13 protein-coding genes are annotated in these 15,433 nt (G+C 42.6%); 2 read left to right on the top strand and 11 right to left on the bottom strand.

All coding sequences use genetic code 11. The annotated features are described in order from the left end of the window. Positions 1 to 27: 27 nt before the first annotated feature. Genes hemL through hemA form a run of 6 tightly spaced genes read right to left on the bottom strand, consistent with a single transcriptional unit; the run spans position 28 to position 6,606 of the window. Positions 28 to 1,341, bottom strand: a complete 1,314-nt coding sequence (gene hemL / locus AC1DOK_RS01960) for a glutamate-1-semialdehyde 2,1-aminomutase (RefSeq protein ID WP_477552536.1) — start codon at positions 1,339 to 1,341, stop codon at positions 28 to 30. After that, positions 1,338 to 2,276: a ferrochelatase gene (gene hemH, locus AC1DOK_RS01955; RefSeq protein WP_477552535.1), complete on the bottom strand. Its 939-nt coding sequence runs from the start codon at positions 2,274 to 2,276 to the stop codon at positions 1,338 to 1,340. The genes hemL and hemH overlap by 4 nt, the downstream gene beginning before the upstream one ends. A gap of 26 nt (positions 2,277 to 2,302) precedes the next feature. Next, positions 2,303 to 3,349 (bottom strand): uroporphyrinogen decarboxylase, encoded by a 1,047-nt coding sequence (gene hemE / locus AC1DOK_RS01950; RefSeq protein ID WP_477552534.1) that lies wholly within the window; start codon positions 3,347 to 3,349, stop codon positions 2,303 to 2,305. 47 nt (positions 3,350 to 3,396) lie between these two features. After that, entirely contained in the window at positions 3,397 to 4,386 is a 990-nt protein-coding gene (gene hemB / locus AC1DOK_RS01945) for a porphobilinogen synthase (RefSeq protein WP_477552533.1), read from the bottom strand. Positions 4,387 to 4,391: 5 nt separating this feature from the next. Continuing rightward, positions 4,392 to 5,336, bottom strand: coding sequence for a hydroxymethylbilane synthase (gene hemC / locus AC1DOK_RS01940; RefSeq protein WP_477552532.1), 945 nt, complete (start codon positions 5,334 to 5,336; stop codon positions 4,392 to 4,394). Further along, complete coding sequence (gene hemA, locus AC1DOK_RS01935; protein ID WP_477552531.1) at positions 5,257 to 6,606, bottom strand: glutamyl-tRNA reductase; 1,350 nt, start codon at positions 6,604 to 6,606, stop codon at positions 5,257 to 5,259. The genes hemC and hemA overlap by 80 nt, the downstream gene beginning before the upstream one ends. Before the next feature lie 205 nt (positions 6,607 to 6,811). Here hemA and AC1DOK_RS01930 point away from each other — a divergent pair, with 205 nt between their 5' ends. Further along, positions 6,812 to 7,675 carry a class I SAM-dependent methyltransferase gene (locus tag AC1DOK_RS01930; protein ID WP_477552675.1) on the top strand — a complete coding sequence of 288 codons (864 nt, stop codon included), beginning with the start codon at positions 6,812 to 6,814 and terminating at the stop codon, positions 7,673 to 7,675. A 3-nt stretch (positions 7,676 to 7,678) separates the two neighbouring features. Beyond that, the gene (locus AC1DOK_RS01925) at positions 7,679 to 8,401 is read left to right on the top strand and encodes an RluA family pseudouridine synthase (protein ID WP_477552530.1); all 723 of its coding nucleotides are present in this window, start codon (positions 7,679 to 7,681) and stop codon (positions 8,399 to 8,401) included. Here AC1DOK_RS01925 and AC1DOK_RS01920 read toward each other — a convergent pair. From AC1DOK_RS01920 to AC1DOK_RS01900, 5 genes are all read right to left on the bottom strand, one after another. Continuing rightward, the gene (locus AC1DOK_RS01920; RefSeq protein ID WP_477552529.1) at positions 8,381 to 8,785 is read right to left on the bottom strand and encodes a MarR family winged helix-turn-helix transcriptional regulator; all 405 of its coding nucleotides are present in this window, start codon (positions 8,783 to 8,785) and stop codon (positions 8,381 to 8,383) included. The two genes, AC1DOK_RS01925 and AC1DOK_RS01920, sit on opposite strands and share 21 nt — an antisense overlap. 182 nt (positions 8,786 to 8,967) lie before the next feature. Next, a complete protein-coding gene (gene gyrA, locus AC1DOK_RS01915) occupies positions 8,968 to 11,409 on the bottom strand; it encodes a DNA gyrase subunit A (RefSeq protein WP_477552528.1) in 2,442 nt (813 codons plus the stop codon). A 24-nt stretch (positions 11,410 to 11,433) separates the two neighbouring features. Beyond that, positions 11,434 to 13,404 (bottom strand): DNA topoisomerase IV subunit B, encoded by a 1,971-nt coding sequence (gene parE / locus AC1DOK_RS01910; protein WP_477552527.1) that lies wholly within the window; start codon positions 13,402 to 13,404, stop codon positions 11,434 to 11,436. 13 nt (positions 13,405 to 13,417) lie between these two features. Next, on the bottom strand, positions 13,418 to 14,410 hold the full coding sequence (locus AC1DOK_RS01905; protein ID WP_477552526.1) for an ABC transporter permease: 993 nt from the start codon (positions 14,408 to 14,410) through the stop codon (positions 13,418 to 13,420). Then, positions 14,403 to 15,410: an ABC transporter ATP-binding protein gene (locus AC1DOK_RS01900; RefSeq protein WP_477552525.1), complete on the bottom strand. Its 1,008-nt coding sequence runs from the start codon at positions 15,408 to 15,410 to the stop codon at positions 14,403 to 14,405. Before AC1DOK_RS01900 ends, AC1DOK_RS01905 begins: the two co-directional genes overlap by 8 nt. Positions 15,411 to 15,433: the final 23 nt, after the last annotated feature.

The following is a 15,433-nucleotide window of genomic DNA, read 5'->3' as shown; positions in this document are numbered from 1 at the left end:
AATCAATTTCCTAACTCATTGAAACCATTACAATAACTGTTTTAACGCTACTCTATGAGCTTCGATTGTAAGTTCGATATCTTCGTCAGAATGTGCTGTTGATACGAACAACGCTTCAAACTGCGAAGGAGCTATCGATATACCCAGATCAATCATAGCGGAGAAATATTGTTTGAACCGTGATAGATCAGATGTATTTGCTGTGGAGAAGTCTACCACCTGTTGATCTGTAAAGAACATACTCATCATCGCTCCGACTCGATTGATGCACACTGGAATTCCGACTTCTGCAGCACTATCGCGTAAGCCTTCTTCTAACCGGGCGGATTTGCGTTCGAGTTCTTCATATACATCAGGCCGTCCAAGTATTTCAAGCGTCTTCAGACCTGATATCATAGCTAATGGATTACCAGATAATGTCCCTGCTTGATAAATCGGACCGCTTGGAGCAACCTGCTCCATTATTTCACGTTTGCCACCATAAGCACCCACTGGCAATCCACCGCCGATTACTTTACCTAGACAAGTTAGATCAGGAATAACACCGTATCGGCCTTGTGCAGAGTGCAAACCAACTCTGAATCCAGTCATAACCTCGTCAAAAATGAGCAAAGCTCCATGATGTGTAGTGATATCACGCAATCCTTGAAGGTAACCAGGTAATGGTGGTACCACTCCCATATTACCTGCAATTGGTTCCATGATGATTGCCGCGATTTGTTCCGGATATTTATCAAATGCCAATTGAACAGCAGAAATATCATTATAAGGTACTGTGATCGTATTAACAGCTACACTTTCAGGTACACCAGGAGAGTCAGGTAAACCTAGTGTTGCAACACCTGAACCGGCCTTAATGAGCAGGGCATCAGCATGACCATGATAACCGCCTTCGAACTTAAGAATAATACTGCGACCAGTATAGCCTCTTGCTAGACGAAGTGCACTCATGGTCGCCTCTGTACCAGAGTTTACCATACGAACTACTTCAATTGAGGGAACTCGATCAATAACCAGCTTGGCCATCTCTGTCTCAAGCAATGTCGGTGCACCAAAACTAGTACCATTCGCTGCAGTATCCTGTATAGCAGCAATAACCTCTGGATGTGCATGACCGACAATAAGTGGTCCCCATGAACCGATGTAATCGATATACGTATTGCCATCGATATCCACTATACGAGAACCACTGCCTTTCTTCATAAATAGTGGTGAACGGTCTACGGATTTAAACGCACGAACAGGAGAATTCACGCCTCCTGGTATATACTGCTTCGCTTCTTCAAATGCCTGAGCTGATAGAACAGTTTTGTTGCTATTCCCCTCATTCAGTTCGTTCATTCAGTGGTTTCCCCCCGCTTTAATTGCTTATACACACAATCACTTAATGTTTCAATATAAAGTGGATCATCATTTAATGAGGTCGTACGCTCCAAATGGATACCTAACTCCTTGCATAATTGCTGGCATTCAATGTCGATGTCGTACAGGACTTCCAAATGATCGGATACAAATCCAATCGGACACATTAATACATTCTTGATCTTCTCTTCTTGATGAAACTTGTACAACACTTCAGTAATATCCGGTCCAAGCCATGGTACTGAGGTGCGGCCTGCGCTTTGCCAAGCGAATTGCCATTCATGTACACCTGCTGCTTCAGCAACTGCTTTGGATGAAGCGAGCAATTGATCCTGATAAGGATCGCCCATCTCAAGAATTTTCTCTGGCAAACTATGCGCACTGAAAATCACTCGTACGGGCTCACCATTAAATTTCTTCAAAGCTGTTTCAACCCGTTCAGTTAAAGCTTGGAGCAGCAAAGGATGCAGATGATAATTCCGAACAAACGACATTTCTATCCCTAGCTCAGTAGCTTTGGATTCCGCTCTTTGGATGTAACCCCCAACACTCATGACGGAGTAATGCGGAGCAAGTACAATCCCAACAGCCCGCTTTATTCCAGCTTCAGCTATTTGGCTAAGGCCATCTTCAATAAATGGATATGCATGCTTGAGTCCTTGATAACAATGGAAATCAAATTCTGGATACGTATGATTTAAGGACTCTTGTAGCTTTTCAACCTGACGATTCGTATTTTCACGTAGTGGGAATACACCACCTACAATAGCTTTATAACGATGTGTGAGCTCTGCTAATTGTTCGCTAGTTGGTGGATTTCCCCGACGAATATGTGTGTAATAGGATTCAACCTGCTCTAAACTTTCGGGTGTTCCATACGACATGACGAGTACACCGATTTGCTCTTTAGCCATCAGACGTCACTCCTATTCTTACGTTATTAATTTTTGTTCAGAATGGAACTTGAGTATGAATGAATAAACGAAGTGAGATCTTTCAATTTATCTAATGATGCTTCAGGGAACAAACCATGACCTAGATTAAAAATATAACCAGGCTTCTGTATACCTGCATCAATAATCGCCTTAGCTTGTTTCTCTATGACGTCCATAGGCGCTGTTAATATAAAGGGATCTAAATTACCTTGAACTGCATAACGTTCGCCTAGTCGACTTCTTCCTTCTTCAATCGATACTCTCCAGTCAAGACCGATTACATCCGCCTCGATACCACGAAGTGTGGGAAGAAGCTCGCCAGATGCTACACCTGGGAAATAAATTTTAGGCTGTGGCAAATCAGATAATGATGCCAAAATACGAGTTATTGTCGGCAATACATACTTCTCGAAATCAGCTGGCGCAAGAGACCCAACCCAGGAGTCGAATAATTGAATTGCCTTTGCACCGCTCGCAATTTGTGCTCTTAGATACGTAATAACCATATCTCCCAGCTTATCCATTAGTGCAAACCATAGCTCAGGGCGACTGTACATCATGGTTTTGGTACGAATGTAGGTTCTAGAAGGACGACCTTCGATTAAGTAAGAAGCAATTGTAAAAGGCGCGCCAGCAAAAGTAATCAAGGGTACTTGTAATTCACGATCTAGAAGGCGAATCGTTTGCATGATGTGACTTAAGTCTGCATCAACATCGATTGGTTTAAGCTTCTTTATGTCATCTTCTGAACGAATCGGATTCGCTATGACCGGACCAATATTCGGTACGATGTCAAAGTCAATTCCGAGTGATGCGACAGGATTCATAATATCGGAATATAGAATAGCTGCATCGACACCTAGCTTACGAACTGGCATCATCGTAACTTCTGCAGCAAGTTCAGGCTGTTTACATATTTCTAAGAGGGAGTATTTCTCTTTGATTTTACGGTATTCGGGATCGTAACGTCCTGCTTGTCGCATATACCATACAGGCAATTGATCAACAGCTTCTTGTCTACATGCCCTAATAAAAGTCTCGTTGTAGCTCATATGTACCTTCTTTCCTCAGGGTAAAATTTAAATTAGCAAGATCAGCTTTATTTAAGCCAGTTTGCAGCATCTTTGGCATAATAGGTAAGGATAATGTCCGCACCTGCTCGTTTGAAACCAAGTAGCATTTCCATCACAATCGCTTGCTCATCAATCCATCCGTTTCTTGCAGCAGCCTTCACCATCGAATATTCACCTGAAACATTATAAGCAACAACAGGAAGATCGAAATTCTGTTTCAACAGTTGAATAACATCCATATAAGCTAGTGCTGGTTTTACCATCAAGAAATCAGCACCTTCAGTTACATCGCTCTCTGCTTCGCGTAATGCTTCACGTGCGTTAGCAGGATCCATTTGGTACGTTTTGCGATCTCCGAATTGTGGCGCAGAATGTGCTGCATCTCGGAAAGGTCCGTAGAAGGCAGAAGCATATTTAACCGAATAGGACATGATGGGGATATGAGAGTACCCTTCATGATCAAGACCAGCCCGTATTGCAGTTACGAAGCCATCCATCATATTAGAAGGAGCAATAATATCTGCACCCGCACGAGCTTGCGAAACCGCTGTACGTGTCAATAATGCGAGCGATTCGTCATTCGTCACATCAGCACGACCTGTAAGAGGGTTATGATGAATAACGCCGCAATGCCCTGTACTTGTAAACTGACATAGACATGTATCTGCTATAACAAGCATTTCTGGATACAATTCTTTCACTCTTCTTGTTGCTCGTTGAACAATTCCGTTATCATCAAATGCAGAAGTACCAATTTCATCCTTCTCATCAGGGACACCAAACAAAAGAATACCTTGCAAGCCTAAAGCTGCAATTTCATGTACTTCTTCATCAAGACGATCCATCGAGAAATGGTATACTCCTGGCATGGAGGAAATCTCTTCTTTAACATTATTACCCATAGTGACAAATATAGGCTGAATTAAATCATGAACTGTCAATCTATTCTCTCTTACGATATTACGGATTGCAGCTGAGCTGCGTAATCTTCTATGACGAATAGTCGGAAATCCCATTGAAATTAACCCCTTCCTCTAACCGATGCAAGTATTTGTTCAGCACCTTGCGCCTTAAGCTGTTCCCCAACTTCGATACCCAGCTGTTCTGGGTTCGTGCTTGGGCCACTAACCGTCTCGCGAAGTAATTGCTTACCATCTGGTGTTCCCACGATGGCCGTGATCGTTAACATTGACGTATCCGTATCTAACGTTGCGTGTGCGCCGATTGGTACTTCGCAGCCGCCGTTTAGGCTGCCAAGGAACGCGCGCTCGGCTCTAACAGCGAGCGCAGTCGGTTCATGCTGAATCAATCCGAGTAGATTCAGCATGAACGTGTCGTCTCCGCGGCACTCAATCGCTAGAGCTCCCTGCCCTACAGCAGGGATGAACGTCTCAAGTGCCACATTCGCTGAGATGCGATCTTCCCATCCCATACGCTTTAAACCAGCGGCAGCTAATAGAATCGCATCGAAGCTTCCCGCTTGTAATTTATTTAATCGCGAGTCAATGTTGCCTCTAATCGATTCAACTCGTAAATCATGACGCAGGTTCATCAATTGACACGCTCTGCGAAGTGAGCTTGTACCCACGAGTGCTCCGATTGGCAACTGTTCAAGCGTTAAGTTATTTTTAGACACAATAACATCTCTTGCATCTTCACGTTCTGGTATAGCCCCAATTACAAGACCCTCTGGCAGTTCAAATGGCATATCCTTCATCGAGTGGATGGCAATATCAATTTCTTGATTAAGAAGTGCTTGTTCGATTTCTTTCACGAATAAGCCCTTACCTCCAACCTTGGATAACATCGTATCCAAAATGCGGTCGCCTTTGGTAACGATTGTGTGGATTTCAAAATCACAATCTATCCCATGCTTACGACTTAGTTCACGCAATTGTTCCAATACTTGCCCGGTTTGAGTCGTTGCTAATTCGCTTTGTCTGGTCCCCACTTTGATCGTGCGCATCCATGTGTTCCTCCAATGCAAAAATTTTAGTGAAAAAGGATAATGCTTCATCCTTATTACGATCAGCCGACATTTCTTTAATTCGAAGAATTGGATCTTGCAGCATTTGGTTTATAATGCTCTTCGTTAGTTTGCGAATTACTTTAACTTCCCTCTCTTCAAGATCAGGGAGTTTCTTGAACAAGCTTTCCATCGTATCTTCATGCAGCGTTTTGGCCTTTGAATGAAGTGCTTGAATAACAGGAACAACATCTAAGGTCTGCACCCAAGTATCATATTCCACCAATTGAGAATCAATTAAGCCCTCAATCTTCTGTGCTTCTTCTCTACGTTTGGACAAATTGCTTTCGACAAGCAGCTGTAAATCATCTATATCATGCAAGAACATATTTGGTAGCTCAGTGATTGCAGGATCTATATCACGTGGTACTGCGATGTCCATTAAATATAGCGGTCTGCTGTTACGATCATTCAGAGTCGTTTCAAGCATGTCTTTGGTTAGAATATAACCAGTCGCACTTGTCGAAGATATGACAATATCCGCTTCAACTAAACGTTCTAACAATTGATCCCATAGATAGGCTGTTCCTCCGCATTGTCCTGCTAATTCTGCAGCCTTGTCAAATGTTCTATTTATCACATAGACTTCCTTAACTCCACTAGAAATTAAGTGTTTAATCGTCAATTCGCTCATCTCACCTGCACCGATGATCATTGCTTTCTTTCCTGTATATGAACCTAATACCTGTTTGCCAATTTCTACTGCAGCGTACGATACCGATATGGGGTGATCACCAACAGAAGTCTCATTATAAGCTCGTTTTGCAAACGTAATCGCTTGTTTAAACAAGCCATTAAATAAAGTGCTGGTCGTGTTAAGCTTCTGCGCCATGAAGAAGGAATCTTTAACTTGTCCTAATATTTGAGTTTCACCGACAATCATCGAATCCAAACCTGATGTGACACGAAATAAATGCTCGATTGCTTTTTGTTTTTCATGCATGTATATATATTTACGAAATTGTTGTTTGGGGATTCCAAATTGCTTCTCCATAAAACCACTTATATCATCAGCACATGGATTCGACTGATTCACAACTGCATAGATCTCAGTTCGATTACATGTGGCTACAATAACGCATTCTAAAATGCCTTTGGTATGTTTTAAATCCAGAAGCGCTTGTGACAAATCATCGGTAGATATGGTGAATTTCTCACGCAAATCAACTGGTGCCGTTCGATAATTCATGCCAACGACCACAATGTGCATGATACACTTCCTTTCGAGAAAAACATTCATTTAACAGAACATAGTTTCTATTAATCTTATCACACACATAAATCATTAGAATTAAGGGGAAATGAACAATTTATGAATACCAGACATACTAATGAATTCCAGTTGGATATTGGACCAATACTCATGTACAATATGTAGTTAGAACTTTGATACATATATGGAGGAACACTTTATGATGTTTTTAGCGGATAGTTGGAAGGATTACGAACTACTGGATACAGGGAATGGTGAGAAGCTTGAACGCTGGGGATCACATGTATTGCGAAGACCAGACCCTCAAATCATCTGGCCATTAGTAAACGAAAGTAATGAGTGGATACAAGCAGAAGGACATTATCATCGTAGCAATAGTGGTGGTGGACAATGGGATTTCAATCCTAAATTACCTGAGCGTTGGACGATTGAGTGGAATAAGCTTAGATTTCACATTAAACCAACAGGATTCAAGCATACGGGGTTATTTCCGGAGCAAGCTGCTAACTGGCAGTGGATGATTGATAAAATTCAAGCGGCAAATAGACCGATTAAGGTATTGAATTTGTTTGCTTATACAGGCGGAGCATCGGTAGCATGTGCTTATGCTGGAGCAAGCGTATGTCATGTAGATGCGGCTAAAGGAATGGTTCAGTGGGCTAAAGAGAATGTCCAGCTATCTGGACTAAGCGAGAAACCTGTGCGTTATATTACAGATGATGTATTCAAATTCGTACAGCGTGAACAAAGACGTGGATCTAAATATGATGCGATTATTATGGATCCTCCTTCTTATGGCCGTGGTCCAAGTGGAGAAACATGGAAGCTAGAGAACGATCTATACCCTTTCATCCAATCCTGTATGGGTATTATGTCAGATGACCCTCTCTTCATGTTAATTAACTCATATACGACAGGAATCTCATCAACTGTTCTTCATAACATCCTATCGATGGCGATGAAAAATAAATTTGGCGGAACAATCACTAGTGGGGAAATCGGATTACCGATTACAAGATCAGGGCTCGTATTGCCATGTGGTATTCTAGGCCGCTGGGAGGCGTAGAACGTGGCTGGACCTGCGCATAGTGCGGATGGGAGTAAGATCCCAATTATATATGAGGATAATCATATTCTAGTGGTTGAGAAGCCTGTCAATATGCCTTCCCAAGCAGATGATTCTCGTGACCCTGACCTATTGTCTGTCCTTAAAGAAGATATTAAACGCCGCTATGGCAAGCCTGGGAACGTTTATCTAGGGCTTGTCCATAGATTGGACAGACCTGTTGGAGGTGTGATGGTATTTGCCAAAACATCCAAAGCAGCGTCGAGACTATCGGACGCAATCCGAACAAGGCACTTCGACAAAACCTATATTGCGGTCGTTCACAAGAAGCCACAGGATAAGCAAGCAACCCTCAGACATCACTTACTCAAAGATACAAGAAATAACATGGTGTCTGTGGTGTCCTCCCAAGTAGATGGTGCCAAGGAAGCGATCCTAGATTACCAGACACTATCTTCGTCAGATGGGCTGTCATTAGTGAAAGTCAAGTTGCATACAGGGCGTCCGCATCAGATTCGTGTACAATTTGCAGCCATTGGTTGTCCCTTATTTGGGGATCAACGTTATGGAGCAGAGGTCAATTCACACGGTCAACAGCTCGCCCTATGGTCAACTAGTCTAGCATTTGAACATCCAACAACCAAAGAAATGCTTCATTTCTCATCTAAACCACCAGAGCAGCACCCATGGTTTCTCTGGACAGAATTAATTCGCAACCTTACCTAGTAGATATATAAGTAATTGTTGATTATGAGCGGATATGCGGTTCAGATAGTGATTCAGGAGTTCCTCCCGAATGGCTATCCCTCTCGCACATTCCGCTTTTCCTTTATCTGTAACATGAATCCATACAATTCGACGATCCTTCTCGTCTCTATGTCTAGTAATTAATTCATTCTTCTCCATACGATCTAGTAAAGTTGTAATAGCCGCTGGTGTTGTTTCTAAATGTTCAATAAAATCTGAAGGCTTCATCCGTTCTTGTGACGTTGCTAACTCAAGTACAATCAGCTGGCCTTCCGTCAGTACGGGAGCAAGCCTATCTTCCATATGCGATTTGAATTCCTTGGAGAGCTTAAACCACAGCTTGGCAAACTCATTTGAGTACATTCATCAATCACTCCCGAGAAACATCTTTACCAAATTATTCTAGTTATATTATATCACGAACCATCAGAATTGAAAGACTTACCTCATAAATACTATAGTTACAAGAAAGCCCATATTAGCTTAATCGATCGAGAAGTAGCAACTATGCTTACGAACGATCAATGCTATTATGGGCTACAACATTAAGATTGTGGTAGTCTTAACACTTGTATAATCGAATCTGTTTTAGCCGTAGGTACAAGTAACTTGCCTGTTGATTTACGGTCATCCAGCGGTGCAGCATCAGTTGAGAATCGAACAGTTTCACCTGATCCAAGCACTACGGTTAATTCATAATCCAGCTTTACAATAAACGTTTTAATCAGTGAGTTCCCATTCGGACGTACTCTTTTGCCTTCTTTAAACTCGAATGTTGAAATACCTTTACCGCCACGTCCCTGCAGTGGATAATCGCATAGCAAGGTTCGCTTGGCATAGCCAAGATCCGAAATAACGAGCAATTCTCCCTCATCCTCTTGCATGAATTCTGCTGAGATGATTTCATCATCATCCTTTAACTGGATGCCTCTGACGCCACCTGCAACACGTCCCATCGCATTTACCTCATCCTCGCGGAATCGAATGCACATGCCTTTGCTCGTAACGAGCATCACTTGCTTCGAGTAATCACTTTGGGATACTTGAACGACTTCATCGCCATCACTCAGCTTACAAGCCACTATCGCAGAAGAACGATTCGTCATATATTCCTTCAGCTCAGTACGCTTTACTTGTCCCTTGCGAGTGAAGAATATCAGTGTTTGAGAAGGTGCTTCAAAGTCTTTCACAGCAATCACCGAAACAATTCGATCCTCTTTGGCAATCGGAATTACGTTCACGATCGCTGTACCCGATTCCTTCCACTTGTACTCAGGTATTTGGTGAACCGGCAGCATGAAATACTGACCTCGCTTGGTAAACACGAGTAAATTATCGATCGTGTTTACTTCACTCACATACTTAACGAAGTCCCCTTCCTTGACGCCTGAAGACTCAATTTCGCCACCAGAACGTGTGTAGGAAAGCATGGAAGTCCGCTTAATATAGCCTTCGTGCGATAAGGTTACAAGAACATCCTCTGGTGTAACCATCACTTCCAGATTTACCTTCAGCTCTTCAACTTCACCCTGTATTTCAGAGCGCCTAGCAATACCGTATTTATCACGAATAGCGGTCATTTCCGATTTGATCACATTAAGCAATTTTCGAACGGAACCCAGAACACCTTGCAAATACTCAACCGTTTTTTGCGTTTCCTTCAGTTCTTTCTCAAGCGTTGTGATCTCAAGATTAGTTAATCGGTATAATTGAAGGGTTAAAATGGCATCTGCTTGACGTTCCGTGAAATCAAATTTACTCACCAAGTTATTCTGCGCATCTAATCGATTCTTGGATGCCTTAATGGTCGCGATGACTTCATCTAGGATGTTGAGTGCTTTAACAAGCCCTTCTAACACCTGTTCTCGATCAAGTGCACGATCCAGATCGTATTGTGTCCGGTAAGTCACAACTTCCTTCTGGTGTTCAATATAAGCTTCTAGCAATTCTCTTAGGCCAAGTTGCTTTGGCGTTTTATTTACGATCGCTACCATGTTGAAGTTATAGGTTACCTGTAGATCCGTTTTCTTAAGCAAGTAAGTCAGGATTCCCTTGGCATCTGCATCCTTGCGAAGTTCGATTACAATCCGAAGTCCATCTCGTCCACTTTCATCACGAACTTCTTGAATACCTTCCACTTTCTTCTCAAGTCGGATATTCTCCATGGCCGTAACTAGACGCGATTTCACTACACCATAAGGAATCTCGGTAACTACGATTTGCTGTCGTCCTGCACGCATATCTTCGATTGCCGTTTTGGATCTGATATAGATGCGTCCCTTACCGGTCTTATATGCTTCTCGTATTCCTTCTTCCCCCATAATAGTGCCGCCAGTCGGGAAGTCTGGACCCTTAATAATTCCCATCAATTCGTTAACCGTAAGGCCTGGAGAATCGATCATTGCGATACATGCATCCACGACTTCAATTAAGTTATGAGGCGGGATTTCAGTAGCAAAACCAGCCGAAATTCCGCTTACACCGTTAACAAGTAAATTCGGATAACGGGATGGCAATACAACGGGTTCTTTGGTCGAGTTATCAAAGTTATCCTTGAACGGAACGGTATTCTTCTCAATATCTCGAAGTAGTTCTAGTGCAATTGGAGATAACCGAGCCTCTGTATAACGCATAGCTGCTGGAGGATCATCATCAATAGAGCCCCAGTTACCATGACCATCCACAAGCATATGCCCCATTTTCCAAGGCTGTGCCATCCGTACCATTCCATCATAAATGGAAGAATCACCGTGTGGGTGATAATTACCCATTACATCTCCGACCGTTTTGGCTGATTTGCGGTACGCTTTATCCGGATGGTTTCCCGAGTCATACATCGCATATAAGATACGTCTTTGTACCGGTTTAAGCCCATCACGAACATCAGGAATAGCACGATCTTGGATGATATATTTGGAGTAACGGCCAAATCTGTCGCCAACTATTTCTTCCAGATAAGCAGGCAAAAACTCTTCTAAAATGCCCATTCTCTCGTCTCTTCCACCTTTCTATTATTCCTCGAATTCCGTAAAGTCAACATTGTCAATAATCCAGCGTTTACGAGGATCTACTTTATCTCCCATGAGCGTTGATACACGGCGCTCAGCTTTGGCCGCGTCTTCAATCTGCACTTGCAACAAGGTGCGTGATTCAGGGTTCATCGTTGTTTCCCACAGCTGTTCCGGATTCATCTCACCTAGTCCTTTGTAACGCTGTAGTTCAACTCCTTTACCGAACTCCTTCGTTATCGCATTAAGCTGCTCATCTGTCCATGCATAACGCATCATGCTATTTTTCCCAGCCTTCTTCGTCACCTTATATAAAGGCGGCTGTGCAATGTACACTTGGCCTAGATCTATAAGTGGTTTCATGTATCTGTAGAAGAATGTCAGTAAGAGCACTTGAATATGCGCTCCATCTGTATCCGCATCCGTCATGATGATGATTTTACCATAATTACTCTCTTCTGCATCGAACTCCGACCCTACACCTGCACCAATTGAAGCGATAATGGCTTGATACTCATCATTCTTCAGAATATCGATCAGCTTTGCCTTCTCGGGATTCATCGGCTTACCTTTGAGCGGCAGAATAGCTTGATGCTTCGAGTCTCGTCCCTGCTTAGCAGAGCCACCTGCTGAATTTCCTTCGACAATAAACAATTCGTTCCGTTTATAATCCTTAGACTGTGCAGGTGTGAGTTTACCATTCAAATTCGAGCTCTCACTTCTGCCCTTCTTACCATTACGGATATCTTCACGAGCTTTGCGTGCTGCTTCACGAGCCTTGGAAGCTTGTACCGCTTTCTTCAGCATACTCTGAGCAACAGCAGGATTCTCTTCAAGGAAGATCGCCATTTTCTCTGATACGACTGAATCAACCGCACTTCGAGCAGAGGCAGAACCAAGCTGATCCTTCGTTTGGCCCACGAACTCGACTTCACTCATTTTAATATTAATGACGGCCATCATGCCTTCTCGTAAATCAGTACCGTCTAGATTCTTATCTTTTTCCTTAAGAATGGCACTCTTACGAGCGTAATCATTCAACACACGGGTGAATGCGGTTTTGAAGCCAGTTTCATGCGTTCCTCCACCACGAGTCGGAATCGAGTTAACGAAGGAAGCAAGAGTTTCCGTATAACCATCGTTGTACTGGAGCGCTACTTCGACTTCAATATCATCCTTCTCCGCGTAGAAGTGAACGACATCATTGAGCACTGTTTTGCCTTCATTCAAGAAACGAACAAATTCACTTGCGCCGCCAACATATAGAAAGGTGTCATTCTTATCAGCACGTTCATCCTTAACCACAACTTCAAGTCCAGAGTTAAGAAAAGCGATTTCTTGCAACCGTTCTGCTAGTGTATCATAGTTAATCGCAATGCCGGCAGAAAACACACGTTTATCTGGTTTAAAAGTTACTTTGGTCCCCGTGCGGTTAGTAGTCCCGACTACCTCAAGACCAGTCGATGGCTCACCTACATGCTCCACACCTTTGTTATCCACCCAATATTCGAACCGCTGCTTGTGAATTTTACCTTCACGATAAATTTCTACTTCTAACCATTCGGACAAGGCATTCGTAACTGATGCACCTACACCGTGCAATCCACCTGATTTCTTATATCCTCCACCGCCGAATTTACCTCCAGCATGTAGAATGGTAAACACGACTTGAGGGGTAGGAATACCAGTCTTATGCATGCCAGTCGGAATTCCGCGGCCATTATCGTGAACCGTTACTGAACTATCTTTATGTAAAGTAACCGTAATCTTGGAACAATGCTTTGCTAGATGCTCATCGACCGCATTGTCAACAATTTCCCAGACAAGATGGTGTAAACCCGATGAACTCGTCGAGCCAATATACATGCCGGGACGCTTACGTACAGCGGTCAGTCCTTCTAGTACTTGAATATCATCGACACCATAATCTGCCGAGGATTCTTCACCTGTAAATAAATTTAACTGATCGGCCAACCTAGGATCCCCCTTAATTTAAAACATCTCTTCTTGTAAAAACAGTAAATGAAATCACTAACGAAATAATTGTCCATACGAGCAATACAATTAATGAGAAGCCTAATGTCATACCTTGAATAGGCGGCAATGCACCTGTTAAGTAATCAGTTAGTCTTAAATTCACCATGAACAAATATTTAGCTGACTCCCAAGATGATACCATATTTGTAAGTATTGTACCTGATATTAATACGGCAAGCATGATGCCCATTCCTGCTGCGGTTGAACGAATTAATACAGATAACATAAGTGACAACACCGCAACAACGAACCCAACGAACCAAATAAGGCCGAATTCCATCAGAATAAACACCCATTGATCAACGGCACGGACATAGGAATAATCGACTTCTGTACCCGTAGTTTTGAAGCCTATGAACACTGGCATATCCCATCCACCAAAGCCAAATACGAGCCCGGATATGAGATAAGACATCAGACCTGTGGCAAAAACAATTAACGAAACAAAAAATATAAGTGTAATCAATTTACTCATTAGGATTTTCCACCGTGAAACCGGTCTTGTCAATAACAATTTAATAGTACCCGAACTAAACTCTGATGATACAATGTCCGCAGCAATCACCATAATGATTAATGGAATGAACAAAGAAATTGCATTTTTGGCAAACTCACGTGTAAATGTAACCGCATTAGGGGCGTTCGGATCGACATCTTTTTCTAAATAATATTCAGCTAACTGAATTTGTACCTTCAAGTTCTGTTTCCACTCTTCAGCAATTCGTGGTGAACCAAGAGCACGCGACCAATCAGCAATCTTCTGACGTTGTTCAGCACGCCAATCTGTTGTTCCAAATTGCTTCTGGTTATTTTCTGCTACGCGCATCTGTGCATATGTAAACATGGGAATGAGAGCAAGCAAAATTAGAATTACGACGTAGAAGCGTTTTTTCTTAATCATTTTGATGCATTCATTCTTTACGAGTTGAACTAAATTATTCAATACGCTCACCTCCTGTTAAACCAAGGAACAGGTCTTCGAGCGTCGGATTTTTAATTTCAATCGAATAGATCCGTACTCCTGCTTGTACAAGTGCCATATTAATCTCAGGAATATGGTCTGCATGAACACTTGTCATAAAGGTTGCTTTGGTACTGGTATTCACATTCTGCACATAAGCTTTATCAGGATCCATTGGCTCCGTATAATTGTCCAAATGATCTTCATTCCATTCAGATAATAGCTGAACTTCCTCTCGTTCTGACAGTATTCCAGCAGCTTGTCCTGCAGGTTCAACGGTCCACAGAACCTTGGTTCCTGTAGAAGACACAAGCTCTTCCACTTCACCAACTTGTACAACTTTACCGTGGGATATAATCGCAACACGATCACACATCTGCTGAATTTCACTCAGTAAGTGTGACGAAACAAATAGAGATAGTCCACCTTCTGCTAAACGGCGAATAAACTCCCTCATCTCTTTAATCCCCTTGGGATCTAACCCATTCGTAGGCTCATCTAGAATAAGAAGTTTAGGACGTCCAAGTAAAGCTTGTGCGATTCCAAGCCGCTGACGCATTCCTAGGGAATAGGTCTTAACCTTATCATGAATACGCTGATCAAGGCCAACTGTTTCGACTACCTCGATAATACGATCCTGCCCAACGTCAGGAAGCATACGCGCAAAATACTCTAAGTTCTCCCATCCTGTTAAATAGGGATATAACTCAGGATTTTCAACGATGCAGCCAACTTGGCGCAAGGCTTCATTATGCTCCGTACGAATGTCATGACCACATACAATAACCGTTCCTTCAGTGGGTTTAATAAGTCCAACCAGCATACGAATTGTTGTTGTTTTACCTGATCCGTTCGGTCCTAGAAAGCCGAAAATTTCTCCCCTATATACTTCAAAAGAAATCCCCTTTATGATCTCTTTATCACGAATCCGCTTTTTGAGATTCTGAACGGATAATACAACCTCATCTCTTCTATATGTCATCTGCTTGATTCTCCTCCCCATTG

This window comes from Paenibacillus sp. P5_B5, from assembly GCF_056400365.1.
Note: the sequence above shows the minus strand (reverse complement) of the source record. Positions and strands in the feature narration are given on the sequence as shown.

What these genes read in the sequence shown, in the direction of transcription:
- hemL (WP_477552536.1), bottom strand. Translation starts at nt 1,341, where the DNA reads ATGAACGAACTGAATGAGGGGAATAGCAACAAAACTGTTCTATCAGCT.
- hemH (WP_477552535.1), bottom strand. Translation starts at nt 2,276, where the DNA reads ATGGCTAAAGAGCAAATCGGTGTACTCGTCATGTCGTATGGAACACCC.
- hemE (WP_477552534.1), bottom strand. Translation starts at nt 3,349, where the DNA reads ATGAGCTACAACGAGACTTTTATTAGGGCATGTAGACAAGAAGCTGTT.
- hemB (WP_477552533.1), bottom strand. Translation starts at nt 4,386, where the DNA reads ATGGGATTTCCGACTATTCGTCATAGAAGATTACGCAGCTCAGCTGCA.
- hemC (WP_477552532.1), bottom strand. Translation starts at nt 5,336, where the DNA reads ATGCGCACGATCAAAGTGGGGACCAGACAAAGCGAATTAGCAACGACT.
- hemA (WP_477552531.1), bottom strand. Translation starts at nt 6,606, where the DNA reads ATGCACATTGTGGTCGTTGGCATGAATTATCGAACGGCACCAGTTGAT.
- AC1DOK_RS01930 (WP_477552675.1), top strand. Translation starts at nt 6,812, where the DNA reads ATGTTTTTAGCGGATAGTTGGAAGGATTACGAACTACTGGATACAGGG.
- AC1DOK_RS01920 (WP_477552529.1), bottom strand. Translation starts at nt 8,785, where the DNA reads ATGTACTCAAATGAGTTTGCCAAGCTGTGGTTTAAGCTCTCCAAGGAA.
- gyrA (WP_477552528.1), bottom strand. Translation starts at nt 11,409, where the DNA reads ATGGGCATTTTAGAAGAGTTTTTGCCTGCTTATCTGGAAGAAATAGTT.
- AC1DOK_RS01900 (WP_477552525.1), bottom strand. Translation starts at nt 15,410, where the DNA reads ATGACATATAGAAGAGATGAGGTTGTATTATCCGTTCAGAATCTCAAA.